At 64.7% G+C, this 18568-nt stretch carries 19 protein-coding genes; 6 read left to right on the top strand and 13 right to left on the bottom strand.

The genetic code is table 11. The annotated features are described in order from the left end of the window. Positions 1–45: 45 nt before the first annotated feature. On the top strand, positions 46–1923 hold the full coding sequence (gene mutL, locus FJ426_RS17865; protein ID WP_140560530.1) for a DNA mismatch repair endonuclease MutL: 1878 nt from the start codon (positions 46–48) through the stop codon (positions 1921–1923). Positions 1924–2169: 246 nt separating this feature from the next. Here the strand turns inward: mutL and FJ426_RS17860 are convergent, their stop codons facing one another. Continuing rightward, complete coding sequence (locus FJ426_RS17860) at positions 2170–3063, bottom strand: EamA family transporter (protein ID WP_140560529.1); 894 nt, start codon at positions 3061–3063, stop codon at positions 2170–2172. 93 nt (positions 3064–3156) lie between these two features. Here FJ426_RS17860 and FJ426_RS17855 point away from each other — a divergent pair, with 93 nt between their 5' ends. After that, entirely contained in the window at positions 3157–4083 is a 927-nt protein-coding gene (locus tag FJ426_RS17855) for a LysR substrate-binding domain-containing protein (protein WP_140494194.1), read from the top strand. Positions 4084–4199: 116 nt separating this feature from the next. Here the strand turns inward: FJ426_RS17855 and FJ426_RS17850 are convergent, their stop codons facing one another. Then, complete coding sequence (locus tag FJ426_RS17850; RefSeq protein WP_140560528.1) at positions 4200–4790, bottom strand: hypothetical protein; 591 nt, start codon at positions 4788–4790, stop codon at positions 4200–4202. A 124-nt stretch (positions 4791–4914) separates the two neighbouring features. On the opposite strand from FJ426_RS17850, the gene FJ426_RS17845 reads away from it, so the two are divergent. Beyond that, positions 4915–5148, top strand: a complete 234-nt coding sequence (locus tag FJ426_RS17845) for a DUF2093 domain-containing protein (protein WP_140494196.1) — start codon at positions 4915–4917, stop codon at positions 5146–5148. A gap of 92 nt (positions 5149–5240) precedes the next feature. On the opposite strand, the gene lpxK is transcribed toward FJ426_RS17845, so the two are convergent. From lpxK to FJ426_RS17815, 6 genes are all read right to left on the bottom strand, one after another. Beyond that, positions 5241–6272, bottom strand: coding sequence for a tetraacyldisaccharide 4'-kinase (gene lpxK, locus FJ426_RS17840; RefSeq protein ID WP_140560527.1), 1032 nt, complete (start codon positions 6270–6272; stop codon positions 5241–5243). Between the two features lies 1 nt (position 6273). Continuing rightward, positions 6274–7590: a lipid IV(A) 3-deoxy-D-manno-octulosonic acid transferase gene (gene waaA, locus FJ426_RS17835; protein WP_140557085.1), complete on the bottom strand. Its 1317-nt coding sequence runs from the start codon at positions 7588–7590 to the stop codon at positions 6274–6276. After that, on the bottom strand, positions 7587–8378 hold the full coding sequence (locus FJ426_RS17830; RefSeq protein WP_140560526.1) for a lysophospholipid acyltransferase family protein: 792 nt from the start codon (positions 8376–8378) through the stop codon (positions 7587–7589). The genes waaA and FJ426_RS17830 overlap by 4 nt, the downstream gene beginning before the upstream one ends. A gap of 5 nt (positions 8379–8383) precedes the next feature. Next, a complete protein-coding gene (locus tag FJ426_RS17825) occupies positions 8384–8629 on the bottom strand; it encodes a DUF4170 domain-containing protein (protein ID WP_140494203.1) in 246 nt (81 codons plus the stop codon). A 76-nt stretch (positions 8630–8705) separates the two neighbouring features. Further along, positions 8706–9509, bottom strand: a complete 804-nt coding sequence (locus FJ426_RS17820; protein WP_140560525.1) for a 3'(2'),5'-bisphosphate nucleotidase CysQ — start codon at positions 9507–9509, stop codon at positions 8706–8708. Next, complete coding sequence (locus FJ426_RS17815) at positions 9496–10839, bottom strand: TldD/PmbA family protein (RefSeq protein WP_140494207.1); 1344 nt, start codon at positions 10837–10839, stop codon at positions 9496–9498. Before FJ426_RS17815 ends, FJ426_RS17820 begins: the two co-directional genes overlap by 14 nt. A gap of 157 nt (positions 10840–10996) precedes the next feature. Between FJ426_RS17815 and FJ426_RS17810 the strand changes: the two genes are divergently transcribed. Next, entirely contained in the window at positions 10997–11413 is a 417-nt protein-coding gene (locus FJ426_RS17810) for a VOC family protein (RefSeq protein WP_140494209.1), read from the top strand. Positions 11414–11439: 26 nt separating this feature from the next. On the opposite strand, the gene epmA is transcribed toward FJ426_RS17810, so the two are convergent. Then, entirely contained in the window at positions 11440–12486 is a 1047-nt protein-coding gene (epmA, locus tag FJ426_RS17805; RefSeq protein ID WP_140560524.1) for an EF-P lysine aminoacylase EpmA, read from the bottom strand. Between the two features lie 123 nt (positions 12487–12609). Here epmA and efp point away from each other — a divergent pair, with 123 nt between their 5' ends. Further along, positions 12610–13179 (top strand): elongation factor P, encoded by a 570-nt coding sequence (gene efp / locus FJ426_RS17800; protein ID WP_140494213.1) that lies wholly within the window; start codon positions 12610–12612, stop codon positions 13177–13179. A 37-nt stretch (positions 13180–13216) separates the two neighbouring features. Here efp and FJ426_RS17795 read toward each other — a convergent pair whose 3' ends face one another. Beyond that, a complete protein-coding gene (locus FJ426_RS17795; protein WP_140624608.1) occupies positions 13217–14116 on the bottom strand; it encodes an HNH endonuclease in 900 nt (299 codons plus the stop codon). A gap of 171 nt (positions 14117–14287) precedes the next feature. Here FJ426_RS17795 and FJ426_RS17790 point away from each other — a divergent pair, with 171 nt between their 5' ends. After that, entirely contained in the window at positions 14288–14830 is a 543-nt protein-coding gene (locus FJ426_RS17790; RefSeq protein WP_140624607.1) for a dihydrofolate reductase family protein, read from the top strand. 97 nt (positions 14831–14927) lie between these two features. On the opposite strand, the gene FJ426_RS17785 is transcribed toward FJ426_RS17790, so the two are convergent. Genes FJ426_RS17785 through FJ426_RS17775 form a run of 3 tightly spaced genes read right to left on the bottom strand, consistent with a single transcriptional unit; the run spans position 14928 to position 18555 of the window. Further along, positions 14928–15797 (bottom strand): patatin-like phospholipase family protein, encoded by an 870-nt coding sequence (locus FJ426_RS17785; protein ID WP_140494217.1) that lies wholly within the window; start codon positions 15795–15797, stop codon positions 14928–14930. Beyond that, positions 15794–17170 (bottom strand): pitrilysin family protein, encoded by a 1377-nt coding sequence (locus tag FJ426_RS17780; protein WP_181167395.1) that lies wholly within the window; start codon positions 17168–17170, stop codon positions 15794–15796. Before FJ426_RS17780 ends, FJ426_RS17785 begins: the two co-directional genes overlap by 4 nt. Positions 17171–17172: 2 nt before the next feature. Further along, a complete protein-coding gene (locus FJ426_RS17775; protein WP_140624606.1) occupies positions 17173–18555 on the bottom strand; it encodes a pitrilysin family protein in 1383 nt (460 codons plus the stop codon). Positions 18556–18568: the final 13 nt, after the last annotated feature.

Raw genomic sequence — 18568 nt, 5'->3', positions numbered from 1 at the left:
ACTTCACCCTCGCCCGCTCGGCACGAATCCGCCTATACTGTCACCATGCCCATACGCCAGCTTTCTGAAACGATGATCAACCAGATCGCCGCCGGCGAAGTCATCGAGCGTCCGGCAAGCGTGGTGAAGGAACTGGTCGAGAACGCGCTTGATGCCGGTGCGGGAAAGGTCGAGGTCGTCACATCAGGCGGCGGATTGAACCTGATCCGTGTCACCGATGACGGCTTCGGCATCCCCGAACAGGAGCTATCGCTGGCGATCGCACGCCATTGCACCTCCAAGCTTGCCGAAGACATCCACGACATCCGCTCGCTCGGCTTTCGCGGCGAGGCGCTGCCGTCGATCGGCTCGGTGTCGCGGCTGTCGATCCGCTCGCGCACGGCGGCAAGCGACAGCGCCGCCGAGATCGGCATCGAGGGCGGCAGGATCTCGCCCGTCAGGCCGGCGGCGGCCAATCGCGGCACCACCGTGGAGGTGCGCGACCTTTTCTTCGCCACCCCGGCAAGGCTGAAATTCATGAAAGGCGAGCGCGCCGAAAGCTCGGCGACCAGCGACGTGGTCAAGCGCATCGCGATCGCCTTTCCGACCGTTCGCTTCACGCTCAGCGGTTCCGACCGCTCGACGCTTGAATTGCCGGCGACCGATGACAGCGCGGACGGACGCCTGCGCCGCATCGCCCAGGTGATGGGGGCCGAGTTTCCCGACAATTCCATTGCCATCGATGCGATGCGCGAAGGCGTGCATCTGACCGGCCATGTATCGATCCCGTCCTTCACCCGCGCAAACGCGCTGCAGCAATATGCCTATGTTAATGGCCGGCCAGTGCGCGACAAGCTGATCGCCGGCGCTATCAGAGGCGCCTTCGCCGACGTCCTGCCACGCGACCGCCATGCGGTCACGGTGCTTTTCCTGACACTCGACCCGGCGATCGTCGACGTCAATGTCCACCCAGCCAAGGCGGATGTCCGCTTCCGCGACCCCGGCCTGGTGCGCGGGCTGATCGTCGGCGCCATCCGTCAGGCGCTTGCCGAAGCCGGCATCCGCGCCGCCACTTCCGGTGCCGCCGGCATGATGGCGGCGTTCCGGCCGGGAGCGGCGTCATACGCCCATGGCGGCCCGGCCAATGGTCACCGCAGCTACGAAGCGGCCTACCGCGCCTCGGGCTCTGCCGGTTTCGACCGCGCACGCTCGCCGCAACGGCCACTCGACATGGAGTTCCAGGGTTCAGGATTCGAACGAAACGGCGGGTTCGGCGAAAACGAGCAGGCGGCGTTCGATGCCGGCCCGATCGCCAGCGCCGACGCCCGGGCGGGACAGTGCGAAGCGGCGGAGACGCTGCTTGGCACGGTGCTCGGTGCGGCACGGGCGCAGGTGCATGAGAACTACATCGTCGCCCAGACCAGGGACTCACTTGTCATCGTCGACCAGCATGCCGCGCATGAGCGGCTGGTCTACGAGGCGTTGAAGAACGCGCTGCACGCGCGCGCCGTGCCGTCGCAGATGCTGCTTCTGCCGGAGATCGTCGACCTGCCTGAAGAGGATGCCGAACGGCTCGCCACGCATTCCGAAACGCTCGCCCGCTTCGGGCTCGGCATCGAGCGTTTCGGGCCGGGCGCCGTGGCCGTGCGCGAGACACCGTCGATGCTGGGCGAGACCAACGTCCAGCAATTGGTGCGCGACCTCGCCGACGAGATCGCCGACAACGACACCGTCGACACGCTGAAGGAAAGGCTGGACAAAATCGCGGCGACCATGGCCTGCCATGGTTCGGTGCGTTCCGGCCGCCTGCTCAAGGCCGAGGAGATGAACGCGCTGCTGCGCCAGATGGAGGCCACGCCCGGCTCCGGCACCTGCAACCACGGTCGCCCGACCTATATCGAACTCAAGCTGGCGGACATCGAGAGGCTGTTCGGGCGGCGGTGAAGGCTGCCTGCGAGGTTTGCCGGTGCAGCCCCCACCCCGCTGCTTCGCAGCGACCCTCCCCACAAGGGGGAGGGTGAGGAAGCGCCCTGCCCATCTACAGGAAAGCACTTTTATGAGGACGCGGAAAAGCGGAGTTCCCTACCTCCCCCTTGTGGGGAGGTCGGACCGAAGGTCCGGGCGGGGGTCCGAAAAGAGCCGCTTCCAAGCGGCTCTTTTCGAATCAAGAAGTGACCCCAACTCCCTGGTTCACCTCTTCAAATTCACCACGATGACGCCCCCTAGCGCCAGCGCGCCGCCAAGCAGGCCGAGCAGCATCGGGACTTCGCCCAGCCAGAAGAAGCCGATCAGGGCGGACATGGGAGAGACCAGATAAAGGAAGTTCGAGGCACGCGCCGCAGGCAAGCGCGAAAGCGCCGTCGCCCAGGCGGCATAGGCGATCAGGCTCGGCACGACGCCGAGATAGATGACCGCGCCCAGCCCCGCCATATCGGCGACCGCCGCCTGCGAAAAAGCTACCGGCAGGAAGGGCGCCAGGCAGAGCGCGCCGAGCACCATATTCGAGGCCGCAATGGTCAGTGGATGGTGGCGGGCGAACAGCGGCTTCTGGACGATGGTGTTGACCGCCGAACAGAGCGCCGATCCCAGCACCAGGAGCGCACCCGTGTCGAAATGCAGGCCCTGTCCGTCGGCCATGGCGATAATGCCGATGCCGCTGAAGGAAATGGCAGTACCGACCCAGGCCATCGTCGAGAATCGTTCGCCGAGCAGCGCCATCGCCATGATGGCGGTGAAGATCGGGCTGACATTGATGATGAATCCGGCAGCACCGGCCGAAACCGTCAGTTCGCCGAAATTGAGCATGGCGGTGTAGAGCGCGACGAAAACGGCGCCGCCAAAGGCCAGGCGCCACAACTCGCCTATGCGCGGCAGCGTCGGCCGCCTGACAGCAAGGAAGATCGCCGCAGGTACCGCGGCGATGGCAAAGCGCAGGGCGCCGAGTTCGAGCGGCCCGAACGCGGCGAGGCCAGCCCGGATCGCCGGAAAGGCGGAGGCCCAGCCAATCACCGTCAGCGCCACCGCTACGGCCGCGGTGGTGTCCATCCGCTGTGCTGGATTCAACGTGCTCGTCATCGCCCTCATCTCATCGTCCTCCCGTTCTTTCGCCTCTCGATGGGGAGAAAACGCTTTTTCGGACCAATTGACAAACGACCAAATCGAGGGTCAGCTGTGACTATGGATCACAGCTTAGACGGCATCTTGCCGCTCGAGACACTGCGCGCCTTCGATGCAGCGGCACGCACGGGGAGTTTTTCGGCAGCCGCGCAGAGGCTCCACCTTACCCATGGCGCTGTCAGCCGGCAGATTGCCAAGCTGGAGGACTGGCTTGGCCTGAAGGTTTTCGAACGCGGGGCGCGCGGCGTGACGCTGACGAACGAAGGCAATCGCCTGCATCTCAGGACCACCGAAGCCTTCGCGTTGATCTCGGTCAATTCGGACCGCTGGGTTGAACCGCGCGGCACCGCAGTGGTGCGGCTGGCCTCGATCCCCTCGGTAAGCGGCCTATGGCTGATGCCACGCATGGCGGCGCTTGAGAATGATCCCACCCGCCTGCGCATCGTGCTGGATGTCGATAACCGCCAGGCCGATCTCGCCGATGAAGGCATCGATCTGTCGGTGCGCTGCGGACGCGGCCGCATCCCGGGCCGCGTTTCGATGCAGTTGTTCGAGGAGTATCTGTTTCCGATCGCCTCGCCGAGCCTCGCGCCGGAGATCGGCTGCGGCGACCCGGCCCGGCTGCTCAAATTCCCGCTGATCAACGATTCCGACGCATCCGGCTGGCGCGCCTGGTTCGCCGCGCAGGACATGGATTACCGGCCGCGCCCGCAGGACCGACGCTTCGAAGACTACAATCTGGTGCTCGATGCCGCCGCACACGGCCTGGGCATCGCCTTGGCGCGCCCGCCGCTCACCGAACACCAGATACGGTCGGGGCGCGTCGTGGCCGTCGACGATCGTGTTGTGCTCAATCCCGTTTCCTACTGGCTCGATCGTCCCGCCGGAAGGCCCCGCGCCGCTGCCGCCGACCTGTCGCGCCGCATCGCGGCGCAGGCCGGTGTGTCGGCGGAAAAGATCGAACACTTCATCGAAGCCGACACGTAGGTTTCAGAGCAGTTCATCGTTTCACGGAAACGGCGAACCGCTCTATGTCTTTGTTTTGCGCAATTCCATAGGGAAAGCGCTACGCGCTTTTCCCGGGAAAACCGTACACACTTGCTTTAGCGAATGGCCAACCAGACAAATGCAATGAGCGCGGCAACCGGCAGGCCCGTTGCGATGGGGCCGATGCCGACCGCGCCTTGTTCGCGATTCCCCGGTGCGGCTCCCTTTGGCTGGCCGGTCATGCGCCCCGGCACCACATTGTCGGCTGACGCCTTTTGCACGACGGATACCCGCGGCGAGACGAACGCCGGCCACGAGAGCGGCGCGGGCCGTGCAGCCCCACCGTCTTCGGATCTTGTGACCGCCACTGGCACGCTGCGCTGAGCCTCGTCGCCTGGCGACGTCTGCTTGCGCGCCGCAATCTCGGAAACGGTCTTTCCGGCGGTGTCCATGTCCGGCTCCATCGCCGCCTGATAGGCCCGCACGATCTGCGGTGCGGCCAATTGCTGCGACGTCTCGACCGACGCGGGCGGCAGGGCCGCCAACGCTTCCAAGGCCGGTTGCGGGCGCAAGGCCGGCAGCGGCGGTCGCAAGGCCACCTTGACCAGCGCTGCCTTGAGCGCATCGGGTTTCGCCGACGGCACCGCCTGCGGCGTCATCGCCTCCTTGAGCAAGGAAGCCGGCCGAGCGGAAGAAATGTCCATCATGTCCCCACCAATGGTACTCTTCGGCTCATCAAATAGGATATCAGCATTGCCTCGAGCTTGTCCCATGCTTGACCTTGCCGGCAATTTGTGGCGATGAACTCGGCATGAAGCTCGGCACCAAAGCATGATGAACCGTTTCGAAGGCCCCGGCGGCAAGGAAGCCCGTATCCGCTATCTCGACGGCGACTTCCAGGTGACGAGCCCCGGCGCGTTCGTGCGCTGCGCCGTGACCGGCGAAAGCATTCCGCTCGACGAGCTGAAGTACTGGAGCGTTGAGAGGCAGGAGCCCTACATCAACGCCGCGGCCTCATTGCGCCGCGAGATCGAGGCGCATCCGGAATTGCGCAAGCGAAGCTGAGCAAATCCAGGAATGCGCAGCGATTTCTGTCCGCCGTTGCGTAAAAACCAAGAGGCAGAGCGGGTCGGCGATTCCATCGAAGGCTGAACGCCTTAGCCCTTAAGCTTAAGCTTACGCTGGCGCCAGGCATCGAGCGTCTCCCCGATGATACGTTCGGGAACGTGGTCGAGCTCGAAGACCGCGTCGATTTCCAGCACGTCGAGACGATCGAGAAAGTCCTTCGAGGCGCCGTGGCGCAGCCGGGCGGCATCCTTGGCGGTGGTGATGAGGCCGAGCCCTTCGGCGCGCGCGGTGGCCGCCAGTTCGGCAAGCTCATCCTCGGCGTAGAAATGATGATCCGGAAACGGCCGCTTCAAAGCCACCTCGCCGCCGGCCTCCTCTACCGTGTCGAAGAATTTCTCGGGGTGGCCGATGCCGGCGAAGGCAAGATAGCGTTTGCCGGCGAGGCGTTCCTTGCCGCTCGGCTCGGTGTGAGCCTCGAAGATCGGCCGGCCGGCGCGCGCCGCCTGGCGCACCACCGCGTCGGCGGCGGTGCCGTCACCCATCTTCAGCAACCCGCTGGTGAAGACCAGCTGATCGACGACCTTGGCCCTGAGCGGCCCGCCCGGGATGACACGGCCGTTGCCGATGCCGTACCGCGCATCGACGACGACCAGCGCATAGTCGATATGGATGCGCGCGCTCTGGAAACCGTCATCCATGATCAGGAAATCGCAGCCATGATTTTCCATGAGCAGTCGGGCGCCGGCGGCGCGGTGCGGCGTCACTGCCACGGGCGCGTGTTCGGCCAGCAGCAGCGGCTCGTCACCGACATGCCTGGCGCTGTCGTGTTTGATGTCGACGACATGCGGCTCGGCGAAGGAGCCGCCATGGCCGCGCGAGAGGAAACCGGGTTTGAGCCGCATGCGCCTGGCGTGTTCGGCCATGGCGATCGCCACCGGGGTCTTGCCCGTCCCGCCGACGGTGAAATTGCCGATGCACAGAACCGGCGCTTCGATCTTCTCGCGTCTGGCCCGCCGCATGCCACGGCCGGCGACGAATGCATAGGCGGCCGACAGCGGCGACAGCGCGAAAACGCGCCAGTCCGGCTCCTCCCACCAGAACGGCGGTGCTTCGGAGGCCATTTTAGCGCCCGTTCGCGCCCTTCAGGCGCGCCTTGACGACCAGCGGCTGGATATAGGGCTCAAGCGACTTCAGCGTGCGCGCCAGCGCGCCGCGCATCTCATCGACGGTCGCGGCGCCGGCCGCCATCATCTCATGGCGCGCGACTTCGTTGGTGAGCAGGAAGTTGACCGCACCGGCCAGCATGTCGCGGTCGCGCACCAGCTTGGCGCCGCCGCTGTCGAGCAGGCGCTGGTAGGCCTCGCGGAAATTCTGCACGTTGCGTCCGGCAAGGACCGCCGTCTCGAGCATGGCTGGCTCGAGCGGGTTCTGGCCGCCTTCGGAGGTGAGCGAACGGCCGACAAAGGCGATCTCGGTCATCCTGAGATAGAGCCCCATCTCGCCGATCGTATCGCCGAGCAGGATGTCAACGTCGGGCCCGATCCTGTCGGCCTTGCTGCGCCGCGCGACCTTGAGGCCCATGCCGGAAATCTGCTCGGCCAGGGCCTCGGCGCGGTCGGGATGGCGCGGGACTACGATCGTCAGCAGGCCGTGGTGACGCTTGTGCAGCATCGCATGGACCTCGGCGGCAACCACTTCCTCGCCGTCATGGGTCGAGATCGCCGCCCAGGTCGGACGGCCGCCAATCTGCCGCTGCAAGGTGGCCAGCGCCCGTTCGTCGACGGGCGGCGGGTTGGTGTCGACCTTGAGATTGCCGGAAACGGTTACCGGCCGGGCGCCGAGCGCGCGGAAACGCTCGCCGTCGACATCGGACTGGGCAACGACATGGGCAAGGTTCTCGAACAGCGCCTCGGCGATGTTGGGGCGCTTCTTCCAGGACGTGAAGGAGCGGTCGGACAGCCTGCCATTGACCAGAACCTGCGGCACGTGGCGGGCGCCAAGCTCGAGAATCGTCATCGGCCAGATCTCCGATTCGGCGATGATCGCCAGATCCGGCTTCCAGTGGTCGAGGAAACGGCTGACCGCCGGCTTGAGGTCGAGCGGCACATACTGGTGGATGATGCGGTCGCCCAATCTCTCGTCGGCGACCTTGGCCGACGTTACGGTGCCGGTCGTCAGCACGATATTGACGCCGTAGTCGAGTATGCTCTCGACCAGGGGAACGACAGCTATGGTTTCGCCGACGCTCGCGGCGTGGATCCAGATAACAGGCCCATCGGGGCGAGGCCGGCCGGCGACGCCGTAGCGTTCGCGGCGGCGGTTGCGGTCTTCCTTGCCGCGCGAGGTGCGCCAGGCAACATAGGGTCCGACCAGCGGATAGGCGACAGCGCCCGCCAAACGATATGCCGTCAGCATGGTACGCGCCCAGCGACCGCTCATCGCGGGGCATCCACGAGACGGTAGGCCTCGGCGGTCGCGGCATTGAGCGAGGCCGTCACTTCGAGGCGCTTGCGCTCCATCTCGGCGTCATCGGCATTGGCCGGCACGAAAACCGGTGTACCGATGATGATGGACGAGCGGCCGAACGGCAGGTTGATGGTCGTCTTGTCCCAGCTCTTCTCCAGCACCTTGCGGCGGCTGGTGGCAATGGCCGCCGGCAGGATCGGCCGGCCGGAGAGCCGCGCCAGGAGCACGATGCCAAGCCCCGCATCGCGCGGCGTGCCATGGGGGATGTCAGCGATCATGGCGACGTTCTTGCCGGCGACGAGCGACTTTTTCAGGGCGATCAGTGCCTTGGCTCCGCCCTTGTCGAGATGTTTGGCATTATCGCGCCCGCCGGAGCCGCGTACGGCCTCGATGCCGAATCTCTCGATCATCAGGGCGTTGAGTTCGGCATCGGCACTGCGCGACACCATGGCGACGAGCGGCCTGCCCTTGGGGTAGTAGGCCGGCGTCAACAGATGCTGGCCGTGCCAGAGCGCAATGATGCCGGGCTCGAAATGGGCATAGGCACCGCCGGTCAATTTCGCCGAGCCGTCGACGACGCGGTTGGTCAGGCGCACCAGCCGAACGAACTGCGCCAGCAGGCCGACGATGATGTTCTTGACGAATCGCGACTGCGCCAGCGGCTTGCGGATCCTGCGCCAGAAGGCCTTGGTGGCGCGGCTGCGACCCCTGCCCGTCGGCGTAGCCTGGCCGGGCGGCGCTTTCGCCAGATCATTATCCATCGACGTCAACCGACAGCCTTGTGGTCGGGGTCCAGGAGCCGATGCAGGTGCACGACGAAATAACGCATATGGGCATTGTCCACGCTAGCCTGCGCCTTGGCTTTCCATGCCGTATGGGCGGATTGATAGTCGGGATAGATGCCGACGATGTCGAGCGCGTCAAGATCGCGGAATTCGGTGCCGCCAAGCTTCTTCAGTTCGCCGCCGAACACCAGGTGCAAAAGCTGTTTCTTTCCGTCTTCCGCGGCCATTTCGGTCCTTCACATATTGTGAGTTTGTGACAGGTCTAGACCAAAGCCGCCGACTTTGGAACCTTCCATAATGCTTTCAATCATCCAGTCCGGCAATGACGCCCACGAGCACCGCCAGCAGTTCACCGCTGCCGGCGGCGAGCGCGCCGTGGCGGGTCACCTCGCCGGCATAGAGCGGCGCGCGGCCATACGGGTCGAGCAACTGGCCGCCTGCCTCGCGCAGAATAAGGTCGGCGGCGGCGATATCCCAGTCGTGCGCGTTCGGCTTTACGAAAGTGGCATCGAGCGTGCCGTTGGCGATCATTGCCAGGCGATAGGCAAGCGAAGGGCTGTAGGGCGCCCGCTTCAGCCGTTCCTGCCAGCCGGCCGGTATCCTGTCGAGCAACTGCTTCAACCCGGAAATTTCGGCCTTGTCGCCGGGCTGGCGCACCGCGATGCGGCTGCCGTTGCGGAAGGCGCCCTGGCCAGGCAGGGCCCAATAAGTCTCGTTAAGCGCCGGACATTCGAGCACGCCGGCAAGCGAGCGGCCATGCTCGACGACGGCGACGCTGACGCACCAGGTGCGCTGGCCTTCCAGGAAGCCGCGGGTGCCGTCGATCGGATCGACGACAAAGGTTCGGCGCGCCGAAAGCCGCACTGGATCGTCGACCGTCTCCTCGGACAGCCAGCCATAATCCGGCCGCGCCGCAAGCAGGGTCTGGCGCAAATACGCATCGGCGGCGTGATCGGCCTCGCTGACCGGCGAGGTCCCGCCCTTCATCCAGACCTGCGGGCTGTTCCCGAAGTAACGCATGGCGATGACGCCGGCCTCGCGGGCAGCGTCGCGCAGCAGCGGCAGATCCTCCGTGGCGCCAGTCGTGGTCAGATCATGCTCCGGCAAGGGTCATGCCTTCGATCAGCAACGTGGGGGCGGCGGTGCCGAAATTGCGATCGAGATCGCTTGCCGGCACCATGTTGAGGAACATCGTCTTCAGGTTGGAGGCGATCGTGACTTCGGCGACGGGGTAGGCAAGCTGGCCGTTGTCGATCCAGAACCCGGAAGCGCCGCGGCTGTATTCGCCGGTCACCATGTCGACACCTTGCCCGAACACCTCGGTGACGTAGAAGCCCGTCTTGAGCGAGGCGATCAGTTCTTCCGGCGAGCGCTCGCCCGGCTCGATGGCAAGATTGGTCGAAGACGGCGAGACGGACGAGCCGCTGCGCGAACCGCGTCCATTGGTAACGAGACCCAGTTCCCGCGCCGCCGAGGTCGACAGGAACCAGTGGTTGAGCACACCGTTCTCGATCATCAAAAGCTTGTCGCCTTCGACGCCTTCGCCGTCGAACGGACGCGAGGCCTGGCCGCGCCGCCTCAGCGGCTCGTCGGTGACGGTAATGGCCGATGCAGCCACCTTTTTGCCCATCATGTCGCGCAGGAACGACGTCTTGCGCGCGACGGCAGCGCCGTTGATGGCGCCCGCGAGATGGCCGGCAATGCCGCGCGCCACGCGCGGATCGAACACCACGTCGACCGGCCCGGTCGCGGCCTTGCGCGCGCCGAGCCGGCGCACGGCGCGTTCCCCGGCCTTGCGGCCTATGTCTTCCGGCGCATCCAGGTCGGCAAAATGCTGGCGCGAGGAGAATTCATAATCGCGCTCCATGCCGGTACCCTCGCCGGCGATGACGCTCGTGGAGCGCGAGAAGCGCGAGGCGACATAATGGCCGAGGAAGCCGTGCGAGGTGGCCAATACCAGCCCTCCGAGCCCGGCGCTGGCATTGCTGCCCGCCGAATTGGTCACGCCTTTGACGGCCAGAGCCGCCGCTTCCGCGGCCAGTGCCGCTTCCTTCAACTGGTCGGCCGATACTTCTGTTGCATCGAACAGGTCGAGATCGCGCGTCTGCCTGGCCAGCAGCGCCGGATCCGCGAGGCCCTGGTTGGGATCTTCGGGAGAGACCCTGGCCATGGCGACGGCACGTTCGGCAAGCGCCTTCGGGTCGGACGCGGCAGTCGCGGAAACACTTGCCACCCGCTGGCCGACAAAGACACGCAGCGAAACGTCGTCGCCTTCCGAGGCCTCGGTGTTTTCGACCTTGCCCAGCCGCACCGACACACCGGTCGAGCGGCCACGCACCGCGACGGCATCCGCGGCATCGGCGCCAGCTTTTTTGGCAGCCTCGACCAGGGCCGCGACGCGGTCGGTCAATCTTGATGCGTCCGATATATCGCTCATACGCGTGATCCTGCTGTTGCGGCTGGCCTGGGAGCCGCCGTCCCCCATCTATTGTTCCGGTCCGGCTTGTGCAATGGCACAAGCTTCAATCAAAATGCATCGGTTCAGCCGCCCATCGCGAAGCGCGGCACCGCATCGCCAGCACGGAGCATTTCCAATGACGCCTTTCCATCTTGCCTTCCCGGTCCGTGATCTCGATGAAACACGCGCTTTCTATGGCGAGGTGCTGGGTTGCGCCATCGGCCGCTCTTCGGAGACCTGGGTCGATTTCGACCTGTTCGGCCACCAGATGTCGGCGCATCTGCGGCCACCGGCCGCGCCGGCTGCCAGCGACGGCAAGGTCGACGGCATGGCGGTGCCGATCCCGCATTTCGGCGCCGTGCTTTTGATGGATGACTGGCAGCGGCTTGCCGCGCGGCTGGAAGCACGCGCCGACATAGACTGGCTGGAGCGGCCGATGATCCGCTTCAAGGGAGAGCCCGGCGAACAGGCGACGCTGTTCATCCGCGATCCCTCGGGCAACGCGCTGGAATTCAAGGGCTTTCGTTCGCTGGAGCAGATTTTCGCGCATTGACATGGTGCAAGCCGTGGCGCGCGGACTCAGGACCCGGCAACAGGCGTCCAGATCACATCCTCGATTTTTTGCGCGCCCGTGGCCAGCATCGCCAGCCTGTCGAAGCCGAGCGCGATGCCGCTGGCCTGTGGCATGACCGCGAGTGCCGCGAGAAAATCCTCGTCCAGCGGATAGCGCTCGCCATAGACGCGCTCTTTCTCGTCCATTTCCATGATGAAGCGCCGGCGCTGCTCCTCGGCGTCCGTCAACTCGCCGAAGCCGTTGGCAAGTTCGACGCCGCAGCAATAGAGCTCGAAGCGCTCGGCGACGCGGGGGTCGCGTGGGCTCGGTCGCGCCAGAGCCGCCTCGGCGACCGGGTACTCGCAAAGGATGGTCGCGCGGCCGATTCCGAGATTGGGCTCGATCTTCTCCACCATCACCCGGCTGAACAGGTCGGCCCAGCCGTCGTCGGGCGCGGTACGCAGGCCGGCACCGGTCAGGGCCTGATGGAGCGAATCGCGGTCGGTGATGCCGTCGGCGCTGACCGTCGCAAGCAGATCGATCCCGGCATGGTGCGCGAAGGCGTCCGCCACCGTCAGCCGCTCCGGCTCCGCGAAAGGATCGCAGTCGCGGCCGCGAAAGCTGAAGCGCGTGGCCCCTGCCCTTGTCGCGGCCAGCGCCAGCAGATCCGCGCAATCCCGCATCAGGCTCTCATAGGTTTCGCCGACCCTGTACCATTCGAGCATGGTGAATTCGGGATGGTGCAAAGGGCCACGCTCGCGGTTGCGATAGACCGGGCCGAAGCTGAAGATCCTGGTCTCGCCGGCAGCGAGCAGCTTCTTGCAGGCGAATTCCGGCGACGTGTGCAGATAGAGCGGCTTGCGCTGCCCGTCCGGCGCGACCGCCTCGGTTGCGAAGGCCGCCAGATGCGCCTCGTTGCCGGGCGATATCTGCAGGGCCGATGCCTGCACCTCGATGAAATCGCGACGGGCGAACCAGTCGCGCAAGGCGGCGGCAAGGCCGTTGCGCAGCATCAGGCGCGAACGGCGATCGGCATGCACATGCGGCGTCCACCAGGGCGAAGCGGCGGTCATGGGCGGTTTGAAGGCGCGCTGGTTCGCGTTGGGGGCTGGCGGTTCGCGCCGAGATGCGCTAGGCCCCCATCCAGCGCCGCGCAAGCCGGCAAACGCCCGTCAACTCTCGCAGGATAAAAAACCGTGGTGAAAGTCATCGCCAGTTCGCTCCGCAAAGGCAATGTCGTCGACAAGGACGGCAAGCTTTATGTGATCCTCTTTGCCGAAAACATCCACCCAGGCAAGGGCACGCCCGTGACGCAGCTCGACATGCGCCGCATCGGCGACGGGGTGAAGGTTTCGGAACGCTACCGCACCACCGAACAGGTGGAGCGCGCCTATGTCGAGGAGCGCGAGCACACCTTCCTCTACGCCGACGGCGAAGGCTATCACTTCATGAACCCCGAGACCTACGACCAGGTGGCGGTGTCGGAAGCCGTCGTCGGCGATGCCGCCCCCTATTTGCAGGAAGGCATGCCGGTTCAGGTCTCGCAGTTCAACGGCATCGCCATCTCCCTGGTGCTGCCGCAGCGGGCCACCTTCGAAGTGGTCGAGACCGAGCCCACGACCAAGGGCCAGACGGCGTCCTCTTCCTACAAGCCCGCCCTGCTCTCCAACGGCGTGCGCACCGCCGTGCCGCCGCATATCGCGCCAGGCACCCGCGTGGTGGTGATGACGGCCGATGGGTCCTATGTGGAGCGCGCGAAGGACTGAGGCGAACTCTTACGTCTACCCGGAAGCCAGCGCCGCCTCACTGTTTGAAACAGTGTTCGCGATGCCATTGCAGGAAGCGAGGATGTGGGCGCTCGACCTGCCGACGGGGTGGAAGCGCGCGGCGGCTCCTGTTTATGAATCCCTGCACACTCTCCAGGTCGTTAACCTGCCTTGATACCAGTATTTCCAGATCATCGGACAGGCTGATCAATCCGCGATCGAACATCCAATGCGCTGTGCCGGATAGCGCGATGCCATTGTTGACGATGTCGGGTCCGTTCTTTTCAACCGGTCGAATGTGGGCGGCAGAAACTTCCGCCCGGCCGCCGCCATTTATCAACTTGAGACCTGAGATCGCGCAACGCTCGTCATAGGCGCGCAAGACAACGCGACGAAAAATGCGATCCCGCACAATTCGCGATCCGATATAGCTTACACGACTACGGCCCTCCTCGAACTGGAATGGAGCCTTTTCGTCCTGAAACCCGGATGAAATGCCGATCTGATCCACACGTGGCAGCAACGGCTCATGGTCGTCAAAGCCCAGATCGATAATGCGATTGAAGTCGCTTGGACTGATTGGTCGGACGGCCGATTGGGCGCGACCAGAAATCCTTCCTTGGTCGTTAAGCAGGCCGCGTTCAACGAGACCATCCGTCCCATTGAAGGGAACAGGAGTGGCCAAATCGAGGTAGGTTCCCGGCTCAATCAGAGCCAGATACATACCAAGCGCTACTGGATCTGGGAGAACCTGCTGGACCTTGGCTACGGCGAAATAGCCACGGGTATCGTCTACTTTGCTAGGTTCGTAGTAGATGATCCAGTCACCGACGCATGCTTCCACACGACGCAGATACTGGCTAGGAAACTGATATCGCTCAGCGGGACTGTCATCGTAGATCGAATCTGACCGGTGAATGAAGACCCCGAATCCCATTATCTTCCTGCAGCTTGGGGGATACCCGTGGAGATGTAGCACCAAAACTCGATCTTGGGAGCTTACTCTACCTTGAGAAACTCCCCTCTCCGATAAACTTCCCCGGATTTTTACAGAGCTGTCGCAAATGGCTCGCGCAGTTCGTCCTTTGGGTGAAGAAGGAGAACGCCAATGAGAAAGCTTATCGTCACCGAATTCATCAGCGTCGATGGCATCGCCGAAGTCGAGAAACTGCCTGGCGTGACCTGGAACGACGAGATGAACAGGTTCAAGGAGGACGAGCTGGCTGACAGCGGCGCCATGCTTTTGGGACGCACAACCTACGAGATTTTCGCCGGCTCGTGGCCGAGCGAAACCGGAGACTTCGCCGACCGGTTCAACGCGCTGCCGAAATACGTCGCGTCCAGCAGTTTGAAGGTGCTCGACTGGAAACCGGCCGAGCTGCTCAGGGGGCCGCTGCCGGAGGCGGTCAGGACACTGAAGCTAGGTAGCGGCGGCAACATCTATGTGCATGGCAGCCTCAGCGTCGCACAGGAACTGTTGCGCCATGGTCTGGTCGACCGCGTCAGGCTGCTGAGCTACCCCGGCACCGTTGGCCAAGGCAAAAAGCTGTTTCCGGCCGGCGATCCGGTGTCGCTTGAGTTGATTTCCGCCAAGCCATTCAGCAATGGGGTGGTGGCGCTGGAGTATGCGCCGGTGCTGGCGAAATCGTAATCGGTTAGAGTGCCCTTCTTCCAGAGAGGACTGGAGGGCGCCTGGCTTTCGGGATCAAAACTATAGCGGTGACGTGAGGCAACGTGTGGACCTCGCGTCACCCGGTCTGCTTTCCCCGTCTTTGCTCGACAGCAGCACTTTCCCTAGCCTCCACAACCCTCTCCACCTCGCGCTTCAGCTGGTCCTTGATATCCGCCGTCTCGGTCATCAGGACCTCGATCTTGAGGAAGTCGAGCACGCGGTATTTGGACACCGCCGGGCGGATCAGGATGTCGGGCTGGCACTGCTTCAGCTTGTTGGCGATGATCGACTGCATCATCAATTGAGTGGCGCCGAACATCAGGTCGACGGAGGTCGGCCGCCTGTGGTCGGCCTCTTCCGGCGCGCCGACCACGTCGACGCCGATGATGATGTCGGCATCATCCTCGATAAGGTCGAAGGGCACGGGGTTGTAGATGCCGCCATCGATCAGCAGCCGGCCGTCGCGCATCACCGGGCGGAACACGGCAGGAATGGCCGCTGACGCCGCGAGCGCCGAATGCAGGTCGCCTTCGGCGAACACGGCCAGCTTGTGGCCGAAATAGTCCGTCGCCGTCACCTTCAGCGGGATTTTCAGCTCGGCGAAGGTTTCGGGAATGGCTTCGGGCAGGAATGCCTTGAGGATGCGTTCGACATTGAACTGGCTGACGCGGATGCCGGCCTGCATGGCCTCGGCGATGGTGCCGGGCCGCGCCCGCCACATGCGGCTCGCCACCTCGGCGCGACGGCCGAGGATCGAGCGGGCATAATCGTGGATGTCCTTGCCGGTCATGCCGGAGGCCATGCCGGCGCCCATGATGGCGCCGATCGACGAGCCGGCGATTGCGACCGGCCTGATGCCCAGTTCGTCCAGCGCCTCGATGACATGGATGTGCGCCAGACCGCGCGCGCCGCCGCCGCCAAAGGCGATGCCGAAGGTGAGGCTCATCCCTTATTGGCTCCGGCCAAGGGCGGTCCGACGACCATGATGGTCGGCTCGGCCGACAAAAGCTTCTTCGCCGCGGCCTTGACCTGGTCGAGTGTCACCGCGTTGATGAGGCCGGTGCGGCGCTGAATGTAATCGACGCCGAGGTCGTCGAGCTGCAGCTCGACCAGGGTCGCGGCGATGGCGCTGGAGGAATCCAGGTTGTTGATGGCGTAGGCGCCGATCATGTATTTCTTGGTCGCCGCCAGTTCCGCGTCGGTCGGGCCGTCCTCGGCAAGCCGCTTGACCACGTCCCGCACGATGCCAAGGGTTTCGGCGGCCCGGTCCGATCGTGTGCCGGTGGTGACGATCAGCGCGTCGGCATGGTCCTGGTTGATCAGCGAGGAATTGACGCTGTAGGCCAGCCCGCGCTTCTCGCGCACCTCCTGGAACAGGCGCGAGGTGAAGGTGCCGCCGCCGAGAATCTCGTTCATCAGAACCGCAGGGAAGAAATCCGCCGCCTTGCGCTTCACGCCAGGCCAGGCAAGCTGAAGCGAGGTCTGCGGCAGGTCGTAGTCGACCTCGATATGCCGCGCCAGATTCGGCTCGACGTCGGCAACCGGCGCGAGCGCCTGGTTCTGCGGCAGCCCGCCGAACACCATGTCCAGTTTCTTCTTCAGCGTTTCCGGGTCGATGGCGCCGACCACCGCGACATGCAGCCCGCTCCGCGCGAAGACCGCCTTGTGCAGCGCCTTCAGATCGTCCCGCGTGATGGCGGCGATGCTCTGCCTGGTGCCCTGATCGGAGCGCGAATAAGGATGATCGCCATAGAGCGCGCGCGCCCATCTGTCCTGCGCGATCGTGTCGGGGTCGTTCTCTCCGGCGATGATGCCGGACAGGATCTGAGCGCCGATGCGATCGATCGGCGCCTGGTCGAAACGCGGCTCGTTGACCGCCAGCCGCAGCAGGTCGAACGCCTCGTCGCGCTGCTCGGCCAACATGCGCATGGAACCGTAGATGCCGTCGCGGGTCTCCTCGAAGCTCATCTCGGCGCCGGCGTCGTCGAGCTTCACCTGGAAGGCGTCGCTGTCCAGAGGGCCTGCGCCTTCGTCGAACAGACCGGTCATCAGATTGGCCAGCCCTTCCTTGCCCGGCGGATCCTGCGTCGAGCCGCCCCCAAAGACGAAACGGATGGCCACCATCGGCACCGAATAGTCTTCGACCAGCCAGGCGGTGACGCCCTTGGGCGAGGTGACCTGCTGGATGTCCATGGCGCGGGCGGCAAGCGCCGGCAGGACCAGGAAGAAGATGGAAAGGAGCAAAGTGACAAGCGCTGCGCGTGCCCTCCCTTCTCCCCGTTTGGGAGACGGGAAAGAGCCGTGTTGCTCGCTCTTCATCATCAATTCCCCGCCTGTTGCTGCGGCAAGAGATAGCCGGTCGTCGACCGGGCCAGCACCAGATAGCGCGCGGCGACGGCCTTGATCTCGCCGGGAGTGATGTTGCGGATGCGCTCCGGCCATTGCTCGATGTCCTGCACATTGCCGCCGGTGGCAAGCTCGGCGCCATAGATATTGGCCATCGAATCCTGTTTGTCGCGGGCGAAAACCATCGAGCGGACATAGCGGTCCTTGGCCTTGTCCAGCTCCTTGACGGTGACGCCTTCCCTGGCGATGCGCACGACCTCCGCGTCGACGGCCGCCTCGACATCGACGAGCCTGGCGTCGCCGCGCGGCGTGCCATAGACGGTGAAGTTGGTGTCGTCCAGCATGGTGCCCTGGAAATAGGCCCCGGCGTTGGAAGCGATGCCTTGCCTGACCACCAGCGCCTGATACAGCCGGCTGCGGTTGCCGCCGCCCAGTATTTCCGCCAGCAGGTCGAGCGCCTCGGCTTCGCCGGGCTTGGCCGTGTGGTAGGACGGCACCACCCATTGGGTGGAGAAATTCGGCACGCTGACGCGGGCGTCGGACAGCGTCACCGTGCGCCTGGTGTTCTGCTCCGGCTCGACCGGGCGGACGCGCGGCGGCAGGTCGGGCCCGCGCGCGATCTTGCCGTAGGTTTTCTCGGCCAGAGCCTTGACCGTGTCGGGCTCGACGTCACCGGCCACGATCAGCACCGCGTTGTTGGGCTGGTAGTATTTGTTGTAGAAGGCGATGGCGTCGGTGCGGTTCAACTGCTCCATCTCCTGCATCCAGCCAATGACCGGAATTCGGTAGGGCTGGTTCTGCCACAGCGTGGCGTCGAGTTCCTCTTCGAGCACCGCCTCGGGACTGTTGTCGATGCGCGAACGGCGCTCCTCCAGGATGACGTCGCGCTCGGTCTTGATGACATCGTCGGTGAGGATGAGGTTGCGCATGCGGTCGGCCTCGAAGCTCATCATCAGCTCGAGCGCCGACGGCGCCACCGTCTCGTGGAAGGCGGTGTAGTCGTAGGAGGTGAAGGCATTGTTGGAGCCGCCTATGTCGGAGACGGCGCGGTCGAACTCGCCGGCGGCGCGATTGGCCGTCGCCTTGAACATCAGATGCTCGAAGAAATGGGCGATGCCGGATTTGCCTGGCGGCTCGTCGGCGCTGCCCACCTTATACCACACCATATGGGTGACGATCGGTGAGCGATGGTCGGGAATGACGACCACTTCCATGCCATTGTCGAGCAGAAAATCCGTTACCTTGAACTCGGCCGGCCGCTTGTCGGCGGCGAAGGTCGCCGGGGCCAGTCCGGCAATGACCAAAGCCAGCGATGTGGCCAAGAGCGTCTTGCGCAGCCATTCAGCCTGAAATGTCATCAATGGCTCCGGT

Source organism: Mesorhizobium sp. B2-6-4, from assembly GCF_006441495.1.
Taxonomy (GTDB): domain Bacteria; phylum Pseudomonadota; class Alphaproteobacteria; order Rhizobiales; family Rhizobiaceae; genus Mesorhizobium.
The sequence above is the reverse complement of the archived record's forward strand: the minus strand, read 5'-3'. Positions and strand labels throughout refer to the sequence as shown.